The organism is Bacteroides sp. MSK.20.12 (genome assembly GCF_019052435.1).
GTDB classification, from domain to species: domain Bacteria; phylum Bacteroidota; class Bacteroidia; order Bacteroidales; family Bacteroidaceae; genus Bacteroides; species Bacteroides xylanisolvens.
This window is the reverse complement of the sequence record NZ_JAHQVH010000069.1, coordinates 1-21,872: the sequence shown is the minus strand read 5'-3', so window position 1 is coordinate 21,872 and position 21,872 is coordinate 1. Positions and strand designations below refer to the sequence as shown.

19 protein-coding genes are annotated in these 21,872 nt (G+C 43.1%); 15 read left to right on the top strand and 4 right to left on the bottom strand.

The genetic code is table 11. The features are described 5' to 3' along the window. The first annotated feature begins 188 nt into the window (after window positions 1–188). The 6 genes from KTR06_RS23410 (at window position 189) to leuB (ending at window position 7,086) form a co-directional block, all read left to right on the top strand. A complete protein-coding gene (locus KTR06_RS23410; protein ID WP_004311794.1) occupies window positions 189–422 on the top strand; it encodes a hypothetical protein in 234 nt (77 codons plus the stop codon). A gap of 402 nt (window positions 423–824) precedes the next feature. After that, the gene (locus tag KTR06_RS23405) at window positions 825–2,321 is read left to right on the top strand and encodes a 2-isopropylmalate synthase (protein WP_004315472.1); all 1,497 of its coding nucleotides are present in this window, start codon (window positions 825–827) and stop codon (window positions 2,319–2,321) included. An 81-nt stretch (window positions 2,322–2,402) separates the two neighbouring features. Next, window positions 2,403–3,797 carry a 3-isopropylmalate dehydratase large subunit gene (leuC, locus tag KTR06_RS23400; RefSeq protein ID WP_004311792.1) on the top strand — a complete coding sequence of 465 codons (1,395 nt, stop codon included), beginning with the start codon at window positions 2,403–2,405 and terminating at the stop codon, window positions 3,795–3,797. A 41-nt stretch (window positions 3,798–3,838) separates the two neighbouring features. After that, window positions 3,839–4,435, top strand: coding sequence for a 3-isopropylmalate dehydratase small subunit (gene leuD / locus KTR06_RS23395; RefSeq protein ID WP_004307192.1), 597 nt, complete (start codon window positions 3,839–3,841; stop codon window positions 4,433–4,435). Further along, on the top strand, window positions 4,417–5,964 hold the full coding sequence (locus KTR06_RS23390) for an alpha-isopropylmalate synthase regulatory domain-containing protein (RefSeq protein ID WP_004315473.1): 1,548 nt from the start codon (window positions 4,417–4,419) through the stop codon (window positions 5,962–5,964). Before leuD ends, KTR06_RS23390 begins: the two co-directional genes overlap by 19 nt. Window positions 5,965–6,024: 60 nt before the next feature. Next, a complete protein-coding gene (leuB, locus tag KTR06_RS23385) occupies window positions 6,025–7,086 on the top strand; it encodes a 3-isopropylmalate dehydrogenase (protein ID WP_004311790.1) in 1,062 nt (353 codons plus the stop codon). 217 nt (window positions 7,087–7,303) lie between these two features. On the opposite strand, the gene KTR06_RS23380 is transcribed toward leuB, so the two are convergent. Further along, entirely contained in the window at window positions 7,304–7,993 is a 690-nt protein-coding gene (locus KTR06_RS23380) for a phosphatase PAP2 family protein (RefSeq protein WP_049703435.1), read from the bottom strand. Between the two features lie 95 nt (window positions 7,994–8,088). After that, window positions 8,089–9,924 carry an LTA synthase family protein gene (locus KTR06_RS23375; protein WP_217290844.1) on the bottom strand — a complete coding sequence of 612 codons (1,836 nt, stop codon included), beginning with the start codon at window positions 9,922–9,924 and terminating at the stop codon, window positions 8,089–8,091. 131 nt (window positions 9,925–10,055) lie between these two features. Here KTR06_RS23375 and cysK point away from each other — a divergent pair, with 131 nt between their 5' ends. Beyond that, window positions 10,056–11,006, top strand: coding sequence for a cysteine synthase A (cysK, locus tag KTR06_RS23370; RefSeq protein ID WP_217290843.1), 951 nt, complete (start codon window positions 10,056–10,058; stop codon window positions 11,004–11,006). Window positions 11,007–11,033: 27 nt separating this feature from the next. Beyond that, the gene (locus KTR06_RS23365; protein WP_004311786.1) at window positions 11,034–11,852 is read left to right on the top strand and encodes a lipopolysaccharide assembly protein LapB; all 819 of its coding nucleotides are present in this window, start codon (window positions 11,034–11,036) and stop codon (window positions 11,850–11,852) included. Window positions 11,853–12,058: 206 nt separating this feature from the next. On the opposite strand, the gene recQ is transcribed toward KTR06_RS23365, so the two are convergent. Continuing rightward, window positions 12,059–13,867 (bottom strand): DNA helicase RecQ, encoded by a 1,809-nt coding sequence (recQ, locus tag KTR06_RS23360; RefSeq protein WP_217290842.1) that lies wholly within the window; start codon window positions 13,865–13,867, stop codon window positions 12,059–12,061. 268 nt (window positions 13,868–14,135) lie between these two features. On the opposite strand from recQ, the gene KTR06_RS23355 reads away from it, so the two are divergent. The 7 genes from KTR06_RS23355 to KTR06_RS23325 all read left to right on the top strand — a co-directional run bounded on the left by KTR06_RS23355 (window position 14,136) and on the right by KTR06_RS23325 (window position 21,638). Next, window positions 14,136–14,600 (top strand): AraC family transcriptional regulator, encoded by a 465-nt coding sequence (locus KTR06_RS23355; RefSeq protein ID WP_004301101.1) that lies wholly within the window; start codon window positions 14,136–14,138, stop codon window positions 14,598–14,600. Window positions 14,601–14,695: 95 nt separating this feature from the next. Next, complete coding sequence (locus KTR06_RS23350) at window positions 14,696–16,744, top strand: dipeptidyl peptidase 3 (RefSeq protein WP_217290841.1); 2,049 nt, start codon at window positions 14,696–14,698, stop codon at window positions 16,742–16,744. A 6-nt stretch (window positions 16,745–16,750) separates the two neighbouring features. Next, entirely contained in the window at window positions 16,751–17,416 is a 666-nt protein-coding gene (locus tag KTR06_RS23345) for a DNA alkylation repair protein (protein WP_004314019.1), read from the top strand. Between the two features lie 256 nt (window positions 17,417–17,672). Further along, window positions 17,673–18,161, top strand: a complete 489-nt coding sequence (locus KTR06_RS23340; protein WP_008025868.1) for a Fur family transcriptional regulator — start codon at window positions 17,673–17,675, stop codon at window positions 18,159–18,161. Further along, complete coding sequence (locus tag KTR06_RS23335; protein WP_004301093.1) at window positions 18,158–19,429, top strand: adenylosuccinate synthase; 1,272 nt, start codon at window positions 18,158–18,160, stop codon at window positions 19,427–19,429. Before KTR06_RS23340 ends, KTR06_RS23335 begins: the two co-directional genes overlap by 4 nt. A gap of 109 nt (window positions 19,430–19,538) precedes the next feature. Continuing rightward, window positions 19,539–20,837 (top strand): alpha-L-fucosidase, encoded by a 1,299-nt coding sequence (locus tag KTR06_RS23330; RefSeq protein ID WP_117683553.1) that lies wholly within the window; start codon window positions 19,539–19,541, stop codon window positions 20,835–20,837. Window positions 20,838–20,957: 120 nt separating this feature from the next. Continuing rightward, window positions 20,958–21,638, top strand: coding sequence for a zinc metallopeptidase (locus KTR06_RS23325; protein ID WP_004301089.1), 681 nt, complete (start codon window positions 20,958–20,960; stop codon window positions 21,636–21,638). On the opposite strand, the gene KTR06_RS23320 is transcribed toward KTR06_RS23325, so the two are convergent. Then, a partial coding sequence (locus tag KTR06_RS23320; protein ID WP_217290840.1) for a hypothetical protein occupies window positions 21,635–21,872 on the bottom strand: 238 nt, incomplete at its 5' end. The two genes, KTR06_RS23325 and KTR06_RS23320, sit on opposite strands and share 4 nt — an antisense overlap.

Below are 21,872 nucleotides of genomic sequence, written 5' to 3'. Positions count from 1 at the left end.
GAAGTTAAGCCTCGTCACGCCGATGGTACTGCGTAACAGTGGGAGAGTAGGTAGCTGCCGTTTTTAGAGAAGCCCCTTGATTCGTTGCTGAATCAAGGGGGCTTTCTGTTTTTGGTACTTTGCAAAAAAAGTGTTATATTTGCGACCGACAATTATTTTATTAAACGTTTAAAGCAAATTTGAAAGGTATGAAAACGAAATTATTTTTGGCTGCTGTAGCAGTAACATTTTCTTTTGCAATGATGTCTTGTGCTGGTAACAAAACTACTAACGCTGCTTCTGAAGGTGAAGAAACAACCGTAGAAACTGTAGAAGCTGTTGTTGAATCTGATTCTTGCTGCCAGGCTAAAGATTCTTGTGCTACTGCTTGCGACAAAAAAGCTGATTGCGCAGAAAAGAAAGAATGTTGCGATAAGAAGTAATCTATTGATTTAGAACAATAAAGAAGAAGAGGGAGAGAATGCTGAAAAACATTCTGCTCCCTCTTTTCTTTTAATGAAATATAGACCTGTATTCGTGATATATTTTTGGTAAAAATCGGCTTTAACTTATGAAATGATATTTTTTTCGATAAAAAAGTAACGTATTATTTGGTGGAAAAGAAATAATCCATACCTTTGCACCGTCAAACTATAAAAGAGACAAGAAATGAACCAGATGTTTATACATATTCTACTATGCGGTATTATTATTCTACTATCAAAGGTTAGTGGAAGTGAGTGCTGCGCGTAAATGTGTATAAATGAAAATATACGAAAGCCTTTCTCACTTCCAAGTGTGAAAGGCTTTTTTTAATGCTAATAATTATATAATATACATTGAATATGGACAATAGGTTATTTATTTTTGATACCACTCTTAGAGATGGTGAACAGGTTCCGGGATGCCAGTTGAATACAGTAGAGAAGATTCAGGTAGCAAAGGCATTGGAAGCGTTGGGAGTAGACGTGATTGAAGCCGGATTCCCCATTTCGAGCCCGGGAGATTTTAATTCAGTGATTGAGATTTCAAAAGCGGTGACTTGGCCTACTATCTGTGCTTTAACACGTGCAGTTCAAAAAGATATTGATGTTGCTGTAGATGCACTGAAATTTGCTAAACATAAACGTATTCATACCGGTATCGGTACTTCTGATTCGCACATTAAATATAAATTCAATTCGAATCGTGAAGAGATTATCGAACGTGCGGTAGCTGCCGTGAAATACGCCCGCCGTTTTGTGGACGATGTAGAGTTTTATGCAGAAGACGCAGGCCGTACGGATAACGAATATCTGGCACGTGTGGTGGAAGCCGTTATCAAAGCAGGAGCTACCGTAGTGAATATTCCTGATACAACGGGTTATTGCTTACCTTCAGAATATGGTGCTAAAATAAAATACCTGATCGACCATGTAGACGGCATCGATAATGCCATACTTTCTACTCACTGTCACAACGACTTGGGTATGGCTACTGCCAATACGATAGCCGGTGTTTTGAACGGCGCACGTCAGGTGGAAGTGACCATCAACGGTATCGGCGAACGTGCAGGAAATACTGCCCTCGAAGAAATCGCCATGATTATCAAGAGTCACCACGAAATAGATATTCAGACCAATATCAATACACAGAAGATTTATCCGACCAGCCGCATGGTATCCAGCCTGATGAATATGCCGGTACAGCCGAATAAAGCGATCGTTGGACGTAATGCTTTCGCACATTCTTCAGGTATCCATCAGGACGGTGTGTTGAAGAATGTACAGACGTATGAGATTATTGATCCGCATGATGTGGGTATTGATGATAACTCTATCGTATTGACAGCCCGTAGCGGACGTGCCGCATTGAAAAATCGTCTTTCTATTTTGGGAGTTGACCTGGAGCAGGAAAAGCTGGATAAGGTATATGATGAGTTCTTGAAGTTGGCTGATAAGAAAAAAGATATTAATGATGACGATATTTTAGTATTGGCAGGCGCAGACCGTAGCCAGAATCATCGCATCAAACTGGATTATTTGCAGGTGACGAGTGGTGTCGGTGTTCGTTCGGTAGCTAGTTTGGGATTGAACATTGCCGGTGAGAAGTTTGAGGCTTGTGCCAGTGGTAACGGTCCGGTAGATGCAGCTATCAAAGCATTGAAGAAGATTGTAGAACGCCACATGACTTTGAAAGAGTTTACTATTCAGGCTATCAGCAAGGGAAGTGATGATGTAGGTAAAGTACACATGCAGGTAGAATACGATAACCAGATTTATTATGGTTTTGGAGCTAATACAGATATTATTGCCGCTTCCGTAGAAGCTTATATTGACTGTATTAATAAATTCAAATCATAAAAAAGAGACTGACAGTCGTATCGGCATTGTAGAGATTGACTAAAATAGTAAATAGTAATTAGTAAAATAGTAAATAAACAGATGAATACATTATTTGATAAGATATGGGATGCCCACGTGGTGACTACTGTGGAAGATGGTCCTACACAACTTTATATTGATCGCTTATATTGTCACGAAGTGACTAGTCCGCAAGCTTTTGCCGGATTGCGTGAACGTGGAATCGGAGTGTTGCGTCCGGAAAAGGTATTTTGTATGCCCGACCATAACACACCGACACACGATCAGGATAAGGAGATTGAGGATCCGATTTCTAAAACGCAGGTCGACACATTGACTAAGAATGCGAAGGATTTTGGTTTGACACACTACGGTATGATGCATCCGAAGAATGGAATTATCCATGTGGTAGGTCCCGAACGTGGTTTGACTTTGCCGGGAATGACGATTGTCTGCGGTGACTCTCACACTTCTACTCACGGTGCGATGGGAGCAATCGCTTTCGGCATCGGAACAAGTGAAGTGGAAATGGTATTGGCTTCGCAATGTATTCTTCAGTCAAGACCGAAAACAATGCGTATCACCGTAGACGGTGAACTGGGCAAAGGGGTGACTGCAAAAGATGTAGCTCTGTATATGATGTCCAAGATGACTACCAGCGGTGCTACCGGTTACTTCGTAGAATATGCAGGTTCGGCTATCCGCAATCTGACAATGGAGGGACGTCTTACCCTTTGTAACCTTTCTATCGAAATGGGTGCACGTGGTGGGATGGTTGCTCCGGACGAAGTGACTTTTGAATATATCAAGGGACGTGAAAGTGCTCCGCAAGGCGAAGCATGGGACAAGGCTTTGGCATATTGGAAGACATTGAAGAGTGATGACGATGCCGTATTCGACAAGGAAGTCCGTTTTGAAGCTGCTGATATTGAGCCGATGATTACTTACGGAACGAATCCGGGTATGGGTATGGGCATCACACAGCACATTCCTACGATGGAAGGAATGAGCGAAGCTGCACAGGTTTCATTCAAGAAATCAATGGACTATATGGGATTCCAACCGGGAGAATCTTTGTTGGGCAAAAAGATTGATTATGTATTCCTCGGCGCTTGTACAAACGGTCGTATCGAAGATTTCCGTGCATTTGCTTCCATCGTGAAAGGTCGCAAGAAAGCGGAAAATGTAATTGCATGGCTGGTTCCGGGTTCATGGATGGTAGACGCACAGATCCGTAAGGAAGGAATCGACAAGATTTTGACGGAAGCCGGATTTGCTATTCGGCAGCCGGGATGTTCTGCTTGCCTGGCAATGAACGATGATAAGATTCCTGCCGGGAAATATTCGGTATCTACCAGCAACCGTAACTTCGAAGGACGTCAGGGACCTGGTGCACGTACCTTGTTAGCTAGTCCTCTGGTGGCTGCTGCTGCTGCGGTGACAGGTGTGATTACCGATCCGAGAGAACTGATGTAATTTCAATCATAAATCATAATTTATAATTCATAAATAAGGCGATGGCTAAGACAAAATTTAATATAATCACAAGTACTTGTGTACCTCTTCCTTTAGAAAACGTAGATACCGACCAGATTATTCCGGCACGTTTCTTGAAAGCAACCACTCGTGAAGAAAAATTCTTTGGTGATAATCTTTTCCGTGACTGGCGTTATAATGCTGACGGTTCCCTGAACAAGGATTTTGTGTTGAACAATCCTACTTATAGCGGACAGATATTGGTGGCAGGAAAAAACTTCGGTTCGGGTTCCAGCCGTGAACACGCTGCCTGGGCTATTGCAGGATATGGTTTCCGCGTGGTGGTATCCAGTTTCTTTGCCGATATTCATAAGAATAATGAGTTGAACAACTTTGTGCTGCCGGTGGTTGTTACCGAGGAGTTTCTGCAGGAGTTGTTTGATTCGATAGAAGCGGACCCGAAGATGGAAGTGGAAGTGAATCTTCCCGAACAGACCATCACCAACAAGGCGACAGGTAAAAGTGAACATTTTGAAATCAATGCTTACAAGAAACTTTGTTTGATGAACGGATTGGACGATATCGATTTCTTGTTAAGCAATAAAGATAAAATAGAAGAATGGGAAAAGAAGGCGTGAAAATAGAAATCATGGACACAACGCTCCGTGATGGTGAACAAACCAGCGGAGTATCTTTCGTGCCTCATGAGAAACTAATGATCGCCCGTTTGCTGTTAGAAGATTTGAAGGTAGACCGGGTGGAGGTTGCTTCGGCGCGTGTGTCGGACGGTGAGTTTGAAGCCGTGAAGATGATTTGCGACTGGGCGGCCCGTCGCAATCTGCTCCATAAAGTGGAAGTGCTCGGCTTTGTTGACGGGCATACTTCTGTCGATTGGATTCAGCGTACCGGTTGCCGCGTGATTAATCTTCTTTGCAAAGGTTCACTGAAGCATTGTACGCAACAACTGAAAAAGACACCGGAAGAACATCTGGCAGATATCATTAATGTGGTGCATTATGCCGACGAACAGGATATAACCGTCAATGTTTATCTGGAAGATTGGAGTAACGGTATCAAGGATTCTCCCGAATATGTATTCCAGTTGATGGATGGATTGCAAGAGACGAGTGTCAAGCGTTATATGTTGCCTGACACGCTGGGTATCTTGAATCCTTTGCAAGTGATAGAGTATATGCGGAAGATGAAGAAACGTTATCCGAATACTCATCTCGATTTCCATGCGCACAATGACTATGATTTGGCAGTGAGCAACGTTCTTGCAGCCGTATTAAGCGGTGTCAAAGGACTGCATACCACCATCAACGGACTGGGCGAACGGGCTGGAAATGCTCCTCTCGCAAGTGTGCAAGCCATCCTGAAAGATCATTTCAATGCGGCGACCAATATCGACGAGAGCCGTTTGAATGATGTCAGCCGGGTAGTGGAGTCTTATTCGGGTATTATGATACCTGCCAATAAACCGATTGTAGGTGAGAATGTCTTTACACAAGTGGCAGGTGTGCATGCCGACGGCGATAACAAAAATAATCTTTACTGTAATGATTTGCTTCCCGAACGTTTTGGCCGCAAACGTGAATATGCGTTGGGCAAGACAAGCGGCAAAGCCAATATCCGCAAAAATCTCGAAGACCTCGGACTGGAGTTGGATGAAGATGCTATGCGCAAGGTGACGGAGCGTATCATCGAACTGGGCGACAAGAAAGAATTGGTGACACAGGAAGATTTGCCGTACATCGTTTCTGATGTGTTGAAGCATGGAGCGATTGGTGAGAAGGTCAAACTGAAGAGCTATTTTGTGAATCTGGCTCATGGATTGAAACCGATGGCTACGTTGAAGATAGAAATCAACGGAAAAGAGTACGAAGAGAGTTCAGGCGGTGATGGCCAGTATGATGCTTTTGTTCGTGCATTGCGTAAGATATATAAGGTGACATTGGGACGCAAATTCCCGATGCTGACCAATTATGCGGTGACAATCCCTCCCGGTGGGCGCACGGATGCATTTGTGCAGACAGTAATCACATGGAGTTATGACGAGCAGGTGTTCCGTACCCGCGGACTTGATGCCGATCAGACGGAAGCTGCCATCAAAGCTACTATGAAGATGTTGAACCTCATCGAAGATGAATACGAGAAGAGCAAGTGAGAGATAACTTGCCCAAAGAATGTTTTTTATAAGAATATATAAATAGAAGAATAAACGATTATGGATTTTAAAATTGCTGTATTAGCAGGCGACGGCATCGGACCGGAGATCTCTGTGCAAGGTGTAGATGTGATGAGTGCCGTTTGCGAGAAGTTTGGCCACAAAGTAAGTTACGAATATGCAATCTGTGGAGCTGATGCGATTGATAAAGTAGGCGATCCGTTTCCGGAAGCAACCTATCAGGTTTGTAAAGATGCGGATGCTGTTTTATTCTCTGCCGTAGGCGATCCGAAATTTGATAACGACCCTACTGCTAAGGTACGTCCGGAACAAGGTTTGTTGGCGATGCGTAAGAAATTGGGACTTTTCGCTAATATCCGTCCGGTGCAGACATTCAAATGCCTGATTCACAAATCTCCGTTGCGTGCGGAACTGGTAGAGAACGCAGATTTTATCTGTATCCGTGAGTTGACCGGAGGTATGTATTTCGGTGAAAAGTATCAGGATAATGACAAAGCGTATGATACCAACTATTATACTCGCCCGGAAATCGAACGTATCTTGAAAGTGGCTTTTGAATATGCGATGAAGCGCAGAAAACATCTGACGGTGGTAGATAAGGCAAACGTGTTGGCTTCTTCTCGTCTATGGCGTCAGATTGCACAGGAAATGGCTCCGAACTATCCGGAAGTGACAACAGATTATATGTTTGTGGACAATGCTGCAATGAAAATGATTCAGGAACCTGCTTTCTTCGATGTGATGGTAACGGAAAACACCTTCGGTGATATTCTGACTGACGAAGGTTCTGTAATCAGTGGTTCTATGGGCTTGCTTCCTTCTGCTTCCACAGGCGAGAGTACTCCGGTGTTTGAACCGATTCACGGTTCATGGCCGCAGGCTAAAGGATTGAATATTGCTAATCCGTTGGCACAAATTCTTTCCGTAGCTATGTTGTTCGAGTATTTCGATTGCAAAGAAGAGGGTGCGCTGATTCGTAAAGCAGTAGACGCTTCTTTGGATGAGAATGTACGTACACCGGAAATTCAGGTGGCTGACGGTGCTAAATACGGAACGAAAGAAGTAGGACAGTGGATTGTTGATTATATCAAGAAAGCTTGATATTCTACCACAGATTACACCGATTCACACAGATTGCTGATGGAGCTGTATAACAGCCCTTTATAAATAATTTCACCCACGTTATAGCTATCTATAACGTGGGTGATTTTTAATATTCAGATTTTGTTTGATAACTCCACTTACTCTTCATTCTTCTTGTGGAATATCTTTTTTATCATTTGAAATCTGTGTGAATCTGTGCAATCTGTGGTGAACCTTACCAACTTTTAATTATGGAATATATAATGATACCGAGCACTGTCAGCAATCCTGCATAAATAGTGACTGACCATTGTTTTATATCTTTTCTCTTCGTGCGGGTGGAAGGTTCCAAATAAATGGCTATTTTGTGAGCGATAGTACAGAATAACCAACCGCCGAATCCTCCGATAATACCTCCTACGAGTAAATCACCGGGATAATGTACCCCCAAGTATATACGTGTATAGCAGTTAAGGATTGCCCAAGTTACGATGAAAATACTTAGCCAACGTTTACGGAACAGAAATACTACAAACATGGCAAGCCCCAATGAATTGGCCGCATGGCACGATGGGAAACCATAACTTCCTCCACGATACCCGTTTACGATATATACCATATCCACAATAGGGTTGTCCGGATTGGCGGGACGCAGGCGTGCCACTACCGGGCGGATGATACTGCTGCACATTTGGTCGGCAAAGGTTATCGTGAGCGCGATAGCTGCCACATAACATACGACAACTTTCCAGTGGAAATTTCTTAATAATATATATAATATGGTGGCATACATGGGAACCCAGATTATTTTACCCGTGAAGGAACTCATGAAATAATCCCAGAAAGGGGAGTGTATACCATTGAAAAATAAGAAGATATTTGTATCTATCTCCGAAAGGAATTGCACGATTTCGCTATGTATCATCCGGCTTTATTGATCTATTTTTAACGTCGCAAATATACAATAAAGAATAGTAAATGTCCTATATTACCTTATAAATATTCCATATTTCTTAATAATTAGCGTTTGGCAAGATCATCGTAGAGCTTCTGTAAGAACGCTTTTCCTTTTTCCAGATTAGCTCCTTTGGCGGTGCCTTCGTCCAGTTGCACGGTGTTGGCGTCCAGATTGTATACCAATTGGTTGTCGGCAGTAATCATTCCGAAATAATCCGGTCGGGTAAAGTATGCGAAATGAGGAGAGCCCGGATTCAGGATATTCTTGCTGAAAGTAAATTCATCGTGCGGCAATCCTAATTGAGCGAGCAAAGTGGCGGCAATGTCAATTTGCGAAGCATAAGTATCTATTACGAGAGGTTGTTTAATTGCACCTCCGATTAAAATCAGCGGAATGGTTTGTCCGTCCAGCGGATTTTCTATCGGGTATGGGTATGCACCCTGATGATCGGGAACGAGTACAAACAGTGTGTTTTTCCATAACGGTGTTTCCTGATACTGTTTCACGAAATCTCCCACACAACTGTCGGCATACGCAAAGGAGTTGAGGACTTTATCATCCAGCCTGTGGAACGGAACTTCGAATGGTTCGTGGCTGCTTGATGTCTGAACCAGTTTCAGGAATGGCTCTTCTTGTTTTTCTTCTTTCAGGTCTTTCATCAGGCGCTGGAACAAAACGTGATCTTGTGCTCCCCATTTTCCGGTACGTTCGGACAGAGGGAAATCTTTATCGGAAATAATCTTCTCGATACCGGAAGATACCAGGTAAGAGCGCATATTGGTGAAATCGGCATCTCCTCCATAGTAATATTCGAGGCTGTATCCTGCATTTTTCAAGCTACGGGGGATGGAAGGAAGTTTGTCCGTCTTTTCGGGATATTTCATGATGCTGGTACTCGGCTGTCCGGGATATCCGCTGATGATAGATGCCAGTCCGCGGTCTGTGCGGAAACTACTGCCGTAGAAGTTGCTGAATAATACGCCTTCTTTTGCGAATTTATCCATGTTGACAGCCACATTGGGTTGTCCTCCGAAAGTTTCCATCAAGTGTGTGGAGAAACTCTCAAGGATAATGAAAATAATGTTCGGGCGTTGTGTATTCAATAATTGAGGGATGCTGTCTGTTGCTGCGACGGGTTTGTCTACCATTTCTGCAAATAATTCGTCGGCTATTTTCGGGTCCATGAAGCGATACTGCTTATCGAAATTATTCTGATGGGTGGCAGAATACATGAAGCTGAATGCCGGATTAATGGCTGCATGATTCATGCGTTGATCCTGACTGAAATACACCTTGCTTAAATTCATGGTGGATACGCTGAATCCGCCCCGGATAGGGATGAAGAGTGCCGCTGTCAGCAAAAGCAGTGCAAGCGAGACATTCTGGCGTCGATAAGGTATTTTCAGAGGCTTTTTCTCCCGGATAAGGACACAATAGAAAATACAGTATAGAATTGCTGCATAGATCAATATAGCCAGAATTCCAAGTAGTACGAACCAAAAACTGACACTTGCCATGGCATCTTTGGGAGAAGAGAAAAAATAGAAAATAGGAGTGGCGTCCAGACGGAATCCCCAAAAGCCATACAATCCCAGGTCGATGATAAAAATGCAGGCCATGACAAAGGCTATTACTCCGAAATATCCTTGCCGGATGCGGCGGAGTATGGATGAATTTGTCCAGGCGGAAGCAATGAGCAGGATTCCGGGGATAGCGGTCAGGTAGCCCGCAAGAGATAAATCCAGTGGTAATCCGTGCCACATGACGCGGAAATAGTCACCCAAAGATACATTAGTATATAAGTCATGGTAGTAAACCATGAAGATTGGTTTCTGAAGAACGAATAAAAGAACAAATAAAAAATAGGTCGTGAGAAATTGTATAATTCTCTTTTTCATATATGTAAACTTAAAAAGATTGAACGGATACAAAGTTACTATACTTTTCCTTATCTTTCTCATGATGTGATGTAAAACATACCTTTTTTTCCATATCTTTGTCGTGTCTGTGACAAAAATGAAGTAATAAGATGGCAAAGATTGCAAAGAAACTAACAGATTTAGTGGGGAATACCCCTTTGATGGAACTTTCCGGTTATAGTGGAAAGTATGGTCTGGAACAAAATATTATTGCCAAACTGGAGGCTTTTAATCCGGCGGGAAGTGTAAAAGACAGAGTCGCTCTTTCGATGATTGAAGATGCGGAAGCTCGTGGAGCATTGAAACCCGGTGCAACGATTATTGAGCCGACAAGCGGAAATACAGGTGTAGGGTTGGCAATGGTGGCTACTATTAAAGGGTATCACCTGATATTGACCATGCCCGAAACGATGAGTCTGGAACGGCGGAATTTGTTGAAAGCGCTGGGTGCGCAGATTGTATTGACAGATGGGCTGGGAGGGATGGCAGCTTCCATTGCCAAAGCGCAGGAGTTGCGTGATAGTATTCCCGGTTCGGTGATTTTGCAACAATTTGAGAATCCGGCCAATGCTGTTGTTCATGAACGGGCAACGGGTGAAGAAATTTGGAGGGATACAGACGGTGAAGTGGCCGTTTTTGTAGCCGGAGTTGGTACCGGGGGAACAGTCTGCGGGGTAGCCCGTGCTTTGAAGAAACATAATCCGAATATTTATATTGTTGCTGTGGAACCTGCATCGTCTCCAGTGTTGGCAGGCGGAGAGGCGGCTTCGCATCGTATTCAAGGTATTGGAGCGAATTTTATCCCGAAGCTTTATGATGCTTCGGTGGTGGATGAAGTAATAGGCGTGCCAGATGATGAAGCAATTCGTGCAGGACGTGAGTTAGCGGCAACAGAAGGTCTGTTGGCGGGTATTTCTTCGGGAGCAGCTGTGTATGCCGCCCGTCAACTGTCACAACGTCCGGAATTTAAGAACAAAAAAATAGTAGCGTTGTTACCTGATACGGGAGAGCGTTATTTGTCGACCGAATTGTTTGCTTTTGACGCATATCCATTGGATTAATTCATTCACTATAAAAAGACCTGAACCATGGTAAGAATAATTATAGCTTTGCTTTTTTGTTTTCCGGCTGTTACCTTTGCGCAAACCTATCAGCAATTGTCCGAGAGAGCCATTGAGTGTATCGAAAAAGACAGTCTTCCCCAGGCAGAGGAACTTTTGCTTCAGGCTTTGAAGTTGGAACCGAAAAACGCAAAGAATGCACTGCTTTTTTCTAACTTGGGATTGGTTCAGCGTCGTTTGGGCGAGTTTGATAAAGCATTGGAATCTTATTCTTTTGCACTGAACTTTGCTCCTTTGGCAGTCCCTATTTTGCTCGACCGTGCCGCCATTTATATGGAAATGGGAAAAACAGACCGTGCTTATACGGATTATTGCCAGGTGTTGGACGAGGACAAGCAGAACAAAGAAGCTTTGTTGATGCGTGCTTATATTTATGTGCTCCGCCGCGATTATCCGGCTGCGAGAATAGATTATAATCGTTTATTGGAACTCGATCCGCAGAGCTATAGCGGACGGCTGGGACTGGCTACTTTGGAGCAGAAAGAAGGAAAATTCCGGGAAGCTCTTGAAATATTGAATAAGATGCTTGCGGCCACTCCTGAAGATGCGACGCTCTATATTGCCCGTGCCGATGTGGAACGTGAGATGAAACATGAAGATTTGGCATTGGTCGATTTGGAGGAAGCCATCCGGTTGGATGCTGCCTCGGCTGATGCTTATCTGTTGCGTGGAAATATCTACCTGGCACAGAAGAAGAAAGGATTGGCAAAAGCTGACTTTGAAAAAGCTATTTCATTGGGAGTGCCTCCGGCTGATTTGCACGAGCAATTGCGGCAATGCAAGTGAAGTTATCAATAAGCCAACTATATCTTTCCGGTTTACATAAGTGAGCGCCTTTTGCTATGGACATTAGTTCGTTCCACAGTTGTTTCCCTTTAGTTCTACATAGGTAGAACTAAAGGGAAACAACTGTGGAACGGAAAGATAACCCTAGTGGAACGAATAATCATTAGTCAGGTGACTCGTTAATATATACTATTAAAGAATTTCTTTTATTCTACGAACTGTCTAATCAGATTTACGAAATCCTTTCCATATTTCTTTTTCTTGTGTTCGCCGATACCACTGATTTCTCCAAACTCTTCGATGGTGGTGGGACGTGAGATGCAAAGCAGATGCAACACTTTGTCTGACAAGACGATATAGGCGGGCAAAGCTTCCTGATCGGCAAGTTGTTTTCTTAATCCTCGCAATGCTTCGAACAAATCTTGGCTTTCGCCGCCTGCCGCGCCGAAGGGGAGTTCTTTGGCGATAACCACTTTTTTCTTTTTTCCTTTTCGGGTAACTGCTTCCTCATGCTGGATAACTACCAATGCCGCTTGTGTCCTTCCGAAGAGAACATCACTTCCGCTTGACGTTATTTTGAGATGATTATTCTCATTATAAGCTATTTCAAAGTAGCCGAGTTGCAGCATTTGAAGCAGATAGTCTTGCCAGTCACGAGGAGGAATATCGCGTCCGGCACCGAACGTTTTAAGTTCCTGATACCCTTTTCCGGTTACTTCCGCAGAATAGTTTCCACGAAGAATATCAATCAACACTCCTGTGCTGATTTGCTGTTCCGTACGTGCGATGGCACTTAATGCTTTTTGCACGATGACTGTACCGTCGAATCGTTGAGGGGGATTTTTACAAACATCGCAGTTACCGCAATCCTCTGTTGTTGTTTCTCCGAAGTAGCTTAATAAGATTCTTCGTCGGCAAATATCGGCCTCTGCGTATTGCTGCATACGTTGGAGCTTTTCCAGATTGATATTTTGCTGATTACTTTCCGAAGCGAATTTAGTTAGTAATATTAAGTCGCCTAATGAATAAAACAGGACAGTATTGCTGGGAAGCCCGTCACGTCCGGCACGTCCTATTTCCTGATAAAAGCTTTCTATACTTTTAGGCAGGTTATAATGTATCACCCAGCGGACATTTGATTTATCAATCCCCATTCCAAAAGCAATGGTGGCACATACCACTTGTATGCGGTCGTTAATAAAATCATTCTGTGTTTCGTCCCGGTGTTGAGTGGATAACCCGGCGTGATAAACACCGCAGCGGATACCCTGCTTCTGTAACATCTGTGCGACGGTTTCCGTCTTACTTCGACTCATGCAGTAAATAATCCCGCTTTCTTCCCCGTGGCGGTGGATAAATTCTAAGATAGCCTTGTTCTTTTCCTTCGCTTGAAATCCACGTTTCACAGTCAGGCTGATGTTGGGACGGTCGAACGAGGAAATGAAGGTACGCGGATGGTTCAGATGCAATTGCCGTACGATGTCTTCACGCGTGATTTTATCCGCGGTGGCAGTTAGTGCGACAATTGGTATTTGCGGAAATTGTTGGTGGAGCACTCCCATTTGTGTGTATTCCGGACGGAAATCATGTCCCCATTGCGAAATACAATGAGCTTCATCAATAGCAAACAGAGAGATGTTCATATCCCGCAACAAATAGTCCTTTTCAGCTAAAAGTTTTTCCGGTGAAATGTAAAGCAGCTTCAGGCGGCCTTCAATGCATGCGCGGCGCAGATTAGCGTTTTCTGTTTCGTCATTACTGCTGTTCAGCGCTCCGGCAGCGATGCCGTTTGCCAGCAATGCTTCTACCTGATCTTTCATCAATGAGATGAGGGGAGAAACGACAACGGCAGTACCTTCGCAAAGCAGTGCGGGAAGTTGGTAACAGATCGATTTCCCCCCACCAGTAGGCATTAATACCAATGCATCCTGTTTGTTCAGGATGTGGCGGATGATTTCTTCTTGCAGAGGACGGAAACTATCGTACCCGAAATATGTCTTTAAAGTCTCTCTCATTGATGCTGATTTATCCATGCTGCAAAGGTACATTTTTCTTTGGCAATTTTCATCATGTGTAGATTTCAGTTTCTGATATGAATTATAAATAAGTTAAAGTTTCTTATTATTCAAGGCTATTCCTTCTTTTTCAAGGTTTTTGATTGTTTATTTAGAAAAAAATGCACAAAATAATTGTGTGTTTAAAAAAAAAGTAAGACATTTGTAACATGTTATGTTGCAAATGAGCAATTATTAACAAATGAACAAACCCTAACCAGTTAATTCAATGAGTGATTTAGAGAACAAAAAAACGGAAGAAACTCCGAAAAAACGTCCCTACAATTTGAGGGAAAAGAAAGAAAAGAAGGCTGCATACAGGTCTTTGATTAGACCGGAATTGGCAGACGAGTTGTATGACAAGATCCTGAATATCATCGTTGTACAGAAGAAGTACAAGGATCCTGACTATTCAGCTAAGGACTTGGCGAAAGAATTGAAGACGAATACTCGTTACCTTTCTGCAGTAGTAAACTCACGCTTTGGCATGAACTATTCTTGCCTGTTGAATGAATACAGAGTAAAAGATGCTTTGCATTTATTGACTGACAAACGTTATGCCGACAAAAATGTGGAAGAAATTAGTGCCATGGTTGGCTTTGCAAATCGTCAATCTTTTTACGCTGCATTTTACAAAAACGTAGGTGAGACTCCTAATGGATATCGCAAAAAACATCTCGAAAATAAGAAATAATTGCGCGTTCCGAAATTAGTCAAAAGGAATTACCTCTAAATGAAAGATTTTGGAGATAATTCCTTTTCTCATTTTAATTAATCAATGCTAGCATTATGAAAAAACATCTGATTTTAATGACAGTGGCCGCTACGCTTTTAACATCGTGCGGAGGAAGTAAAACAACAACTGCTGAAGCAGACAAATTTGATTATACAGTGGAACAATTTGCTGATTTACAGATATTGCGTTATAAAGTTCCCGGATTTGAGGAACTGACGCTGAAACAGAAGGAACTGATTTATTACCTGACAGAGGCTGCTTTGGAGGGAAGGGATATTCTGTTTGACCAGAATGGAAAATATAATTTGAGAATCCGTCGGATGCTCGAAGCAGTATATACAAACTATCAGGGAGATAAAACAACGCCTGATTTTAAAAATATGGAGGTGTATCTGAAAAGGGTATGGTTCTCCAATGGTATTCATCACCACTATGGTACGGAGAAATTTGTGCCCAACTTCTCGCAGGAGTTCTTGAAACAGGCTGTACTCGGTATAGATGCCCAGTTGCTGCCGTTGGCGAAAGGGCAGACTGCCGAACAACTTTGTGCCGAACTGTTTCCGGTGATTTTCGATCCGACTATTATGCCGAAACGGGTAAACCAGGCAGATGGCGAAGATCTTGTGTTGACTTCTGCTTGTAACTATTATGACGGAGTGACGCAGAAAGAGGCAGAGAGTTTTTATAGCGCCCTGAAAGATCCGAAAGACGAAACACCGGTTTCTTACGGGCTGAACAGTCGGCTGGTCAAAGAAAACGGAAAGTTGGAGGAGAAAGTTTGGAAAGTAGGCGGACTCTATACACAGGCAATAGAGAAGATTGTTTATTGGCTGAAGAAAGCGGAAGGTGTAGCAGAGAATGAGGCACAAAAGGCCGTTATCACCAAGCTGATTCAATTCTATGAAACAGGCAATCTGAAAGATTTCGATGAATATGCCATTCTTTGGGTGAAAGACCTTGATTCACGAATCGACTTTGTGAATGGATTTACTGAAAGTTACGGTGACCCGTTGGGGATGAAAGCGAGCTGGGAGTCTTTGGTGAATTTCAAAGATTTGGAATCAACGCACCGCACAGAGATAATCAGTAGCAATGCGCAGTGGTTTGAAGATCATTCTCCGGTAGATAAATCTTTCAAGAAAGAAAAGGTAAAAGGGGTATCGGCTAAAGTGATTACTGCCGCTATCCTTGCAGGTGATCTTTACCCGGCAACGGCTATCGGTATCAATCTGCCGAATGCAAACTGGATTCGTGCGCACCACGGTTCTAAATCGGTGACAATCGGAAATATAACAGATGCTTATAACAAAGCCGCTCACGGAAACGGATTCAACGAAGAATTTGTTTATAGCGATGCGGAAATACAACTGATCGATGCGTATTCTGATTTAACGGATGAGCTGCATACGGATTTGCACGAATGTTTGGGACACGGTTCCGGTAAGTTACTTCCGGGTGTAGATCCTGATGCTTTGAAAGCATACGGCTCTACCATCGAAGAGGCGCGTGCCGATTTGTTCGGATTGTATTATGTGGCTGACCCCAAGCTGGTAGAACTGGGACTTCTCTCTTCTCCCGATGCTTATAAAGCTCAATATTATACTTATCTGATGAACGGTCTGATGACGCAGTTGGTACGTATCGAACCAGGCAATACTGTGGAAGAAGCTCACATGCGCAACCGCCAGTTGATAGCCCGTTGGGTATTTGAGAAGGGGGCTGCCGATAAAGTGGTGGAATTGACGAAGAAAGACGGAAAGACTTATGTGGTTATCAATGACTATCAGAAAGTGCGCGAGCTTTTCGGCGAATTGTTGGCTGAAATTCAGCGAATCAAATCGACAGGCGACTTCGAAGGTGCCCGTTCATTGGTAGAAAACTATGCCGTAAAAGTAGATCCGGCTTTACATGCAGAAGTTCTGGAACGTTATAAGAAGTTGAATCTGGCTCCTTATAAAGGTTTTGTGAATCCGAAATACGAACTGGTGACAGATGAAAACGGAAACGTTACGGATGTCACAGTTTCTTATGATGAAGGTTATGTAGAACAAATGTTGCGTTACAGCACTGATTATTCTCCGCTGCCTTCCATAAACAACTGATCTGAAATGGATATTAAAGAACAATTGAAAGATATCAAGACACAGCTCCGTCTCTCTATGAACGGGGCTGTGTCCCAAAGTATGCGCGAGAAAGGGCTGGTTTATAAACTCAATTTCGGAGTGGAACTGCCTCGTATCAAGATGATTGCCGAAGGTTACGAAAAGAATCATGACCTGGCGCAGGCTTTATGGAAAGAGGAAATTCGCGAGTGTAAGATTCTGGCGGGAATGCTTCAGCCGATTGAAACGTTTTATCCCGAGATAGCCGATATTTGGGTGGAAAACATCCGGAATATCGAAATAGCAGAACTGACTTGTATGAATCTCTTCCAGCATTTACCGTATGCTCCGGCCAAATCCTTTCATTGGATTGCCGACGAACAGGAGTACGTGCAGACTTGTGGTTTCCTGACTGCCGCCCGTCTTCTGATGAAGAAAGGGGATATGACCGAACGCGCTTCCGGCGAATTGCTCGACCAGGCGATTTGTGCGGTACATTCCGACAGCTATCATATTCGTAACGCAGCTTTGCTGGTTATCCGCAAATATATGCAGCATAGCGAGGAACATGCTTTTCAAGTATGCCGCTTGGTGGAAGGTATGGCTGATTCTACCTTGGAAGGAGAGCAAATGCTCTACAATATGGTGAAAGAGGAGCTTGCTGTAGACTAATCTTATTTTCATGGAGTAAGTCCTTTTATTAAATAACGGTTTAATTTTTTAGACGCGGATAACACGGATGATGCGTCTAAAAAATAAACCGTCTTGTTATTCGTTTATTATATAAGCCAATCTACAAAACGAATGATAGCCTCCATTTAATTTATAAAAAAACTGTCTAACTCTGTGATGAACTAAAAAAACTTCTCTTTATCATTTGCTTTCCGCAAAAAAGGCTTAACTTTGTTCGCGCTAATTTTGGCTGATGATGGAAACTCAAAACGTGAAAGATACAGTAAGGCAGATATTCACGGAATATCTCACGGCGAACGGGCATCGAAAGACTCCTGAACGCTACGCCATACTCGATACTATTTATTCTATCGACGGTCATTTCGATATTGACATGCTTTATTCACGGATGATGGACCAGGAGAATTTCCGGGTGAGCCGGGCGACTCTCTACAACACCATTATTCTTCTTATCAATGCACGGCTGGTCATTAAGCATCAGTTCGGTACTTCCTCCCAATACGAAAAATCATATAATCGCGAGACACATCATCATCAGATATGTACTCAATGTGGTAAAGTGACCGAGTTTCAAAACGAGGAACTGCAGCAAGCCATTGAAAATACGAAATTGAGCCGCTTCCAGCTTTCGCATTACTCCTTATATATATATGGAGTATGTAGTAAGTGCGACAGAGCTAACAAACGGAAAAAAGTAAATAACAACAATAAAAAAGAAAAATGAAAGTAGATGTTCTATTAGGATTACAATGGGGCGACGAAGGTAAAGGAAAAGTAGTCGACGTTTTAACACCTAAGTATGATGTGGTTGCTCGTTTTCAGGGCGGCCCGAATGCCGGTCACACGCTTGAGTTTGAAGGACAGAAATATGTGCTTCGCTCTATTCCTTCCGGTATTTTTCAAGGAAACAAGGTAAACATCATCGGTAATGGTGTGGTACTTGATCCGGCATTGTTTAAAGCAGAGGCAGAAGCACTTGAAGCATCGGGTCATCCGCTGAAAGAACGTTTGCACATTTCAAAGAAAGCTCATCTTATTCTTCCGACACACCGTATTCTGGATGCTGCATACGAAGCAGCCAAAGGTGATGCTAAAGTAGGAACTACTGGTAAGGGTATCGGCCCTACTTACACGGATAAAGTGAGCCGTAACGGTGTTCGTGTAGGTGATATTCTTCATAACTTCGACCAGAAGTATGCTGCTGCGAAAGCTCGTCACGAACAAATTCTGAAGAGCTTGAATTATGAATACGATCTTACTGAACTGGAAAAAGCATGGTTGGAAGGTATCGAATATCTGAAACAATTCCATTTCGTAGATAGCGAACATGAAGTGAATAACCTGTTGAAGGATGGTAAGAGCGTGCTTTGTGAAGGAGCGCAGGGTACTATGCTTGATATTGATTTCGGTTCATATCCGTTTGTGACTTCTTCCAATACCGTATGTGCGGGAGCCTGCACCGGACTTGGAGTGGCACCTAACCGTATCGGTGAAGTATATGGTATCTTCAAGGCATACTGTACTCGAGTAGGAGCAGGTCCGTTCCCATCAGAACTGTTTGACGAAACAGGCGACAAGATGTGTACGTTGGGACATGAATTCGGTTCTGTAACCGGTCGTAAACGTCGTTGCGGATGGATCGACCTGGTAGCGTTGAAGTATTCCGTTATGATAAACGGAGTTACCAAATTGATTATGATGAAGAGCGATGTACTCGATACTTTCGAAACAATCAAAGCGTGCGTTGCTTACAAAGTGAACGGTGAAGAGATCGACTACTTCCCGTATGACATCACAGAAGGCGTAGAACCTGTATATGCAGAGCTTCCGGGTTGGCAGACAGATATGACCAAGATGCAGAGCGAAGATGAATTCCCGGAAGAATTCAATGCTTACCTGACTTTCCTGGAAGAACAGCTTGGTGTAGAAATCAAGATTGTATCTGTAGGACCGGACAGAGCACAGACCATCGAACGTTATACTGAAGAATAACAATTGATTTATTATATGGAGGAAAGGCGGAGATTGAAGAAAAACTCCGCCTTTCTTGTTCAATCCTTTGTATAGTCTATCCTAAACACACAAAAATAATGTATGCCTTATGAAAACACGTTTTATAGCTTTCCTTTTGTTGTTCGTAATGAACTTGGGAGTATTTGCGCAATCTTCCTATCAGCCTACCGAAGAGAATCTGAAGGCACGGCAGGAATTTCAGGACAATAAGTTTGGTATTTTTCTTCATTGGGGGCTATACGCTATGCTCGCTACCGGTGAGTGGACTATGACAAACAATAATCTGAATTATAAAGAGTATGCCAAACTGGCAGGCGGATTTTATCCTTCCAAGTTTGATGCGGACAAATGGGTGGCAGCTATTAAAGCTTCAGGAGCGAAATATATCTGTTTCACTACCCGTCATCACGAAGGTTTTTCTATGTTTGACACTAAGTATTCGGATTATAACGTAGTCAAAGCTACTCCTTTTAAAAGAGATATTGTGAAAGAACTGGCAGCAGCCTGTGCCAAGCAGGGCATCAAGCTCCATTTTTATTATTCACATCTTGACTGGGCGCGTGAGGACTATCCCTGGGGACGTACAGGACAGGGTACAGGTCGCTCGAACTCGAAAGGAGATTGGAAAAGTTATTATCAATTCATGAATAACCAGTTGACAGAATTGCTGACGAATTACGGCCCGATAGGTGCCATCTGGTTTGACGGATGGTGGGATCAGCCCAAAACTTTTAACTGGGAATTACCGGAACAGTATGCTCTGATTCACAAACTCCAACCGGGGTGTCTGGTGGGTAACAATCATCATCAAACGCCTTTTGACGGGGAAGATATTCAGATTTTCGAACGCGATCTGCCCGGTGAAAATGCTTCGGGACTTTCCGGACAGGAGGTTAGTCGCCTGCCGTTGGAAACTTGCGAAACAATGAATGGTATGTGGGGATATAAGATTACCGACCAGAATTATAAATCTACAAAGACATTGATTCACTATCTGGTGAAGGCAGCCGGTAAGAATGCCAATCTTTTGATGAATATCGGCCCTCAACCTGATGGGGAACTTCCTGCGGTAGCTGTACAACGCTTGGCAGAGATGGGAGAGTGGATGAAACAATATGGTGAAACGATTTATGGAACACGAAGCGGTGCAGTTGCTCCACACGATTGGGGAGTGACAACACAAAAAGGAAATAAGCTCTATGTGCATATTCTCGACCTGAAAGATGCGGCTTTGTTCCTGCCGTTGACAGACAAGAAGGTCAAGAAGGCAGTCTTGTTTAAAGATCAGTCTCCGGTTCGTTTCACAAAGACGAAAGCCGGTGTTTTGCTCGAATTCGCCGAGGTTCCGAAAGATATTGACTATGTGGTAGAACTGACAATTGACTAATTTTTAGCTAATTCTTCATAAAAGCAAGGGGAAACTATTCTGACATTGAACGTTTCCCCTTATTTTTGGCAAACAATTTGTTTATAAAGATATAGAGTAATAATTAAAATTGAAAAGTATATGATGTCTTATTGGGTATTATTTATAGGAATCGCTGTTGTAAGTTGGTTGGTACAGATGAATTTGCAAAACAAATTCAAGAAGTACTCTAAGATTCCTACAGGAAACGGAATGACAGGACGCGATGTTGCTTTGAAGATGTTGCATGACAATGGAATTTATGATGTGCAGGTTACACATACGCCAGGACGGTTGACCGACCACTACAATCCTACTAACAAAACAGTGAATTTGAGTGAAGGGGTGTATGAAAGTAACAGCATAATGGCGGCTGCCGTAGCGGCCCATGAATGTGGACACGCTGTGCAGCATGCACGTATGTATGCTCCGTTGAAGATGCGTAGTGCGCTGGTTCCGGTTGTGAACTTTGCTTCTTCCATTATGACGTGGGTATTGTTGGGTGGTATCTTGCTGATAAACTCTTTCCCGCAGTTATTGCTGGCAGGTATTATCCTGTTTGCTATGACTACATTGTTCAGCTTTATCACGCTGCCGGTGGAAATCAATGCAAGTAAACGTGCATTGGTATGGTTGAGTTCATCCGGTATTACTAATTCGTACAATCATGCACAGGCAGAAGACGCTCTTCGTTCAGCTGCTTATACGTATGTAGTTGCTGCATTAGGTTCATTAGCAACATTGGTTTACTACATCATGATCTTCATGGGTAGAAGAGACTAGGAAATGAAAAAGGGAAAAGGCAGTTTTGCCAGCTTCCTTCTATAGAATAAAAAGGGATCCTCCGCAGTCTTTCCAAAGACTATGGAGGATTTTTTATATAGTTTGGAGGACTTGTTTGAGTGTTTCTTTACGATATTAATAGGGGATGGACACAATACGGGTGATTTTGGCTCACCCGCAATTTCTTGGGGGTAACTATTTGTAGCTTTCTTTAAAGTGATTACTTTTGTAATA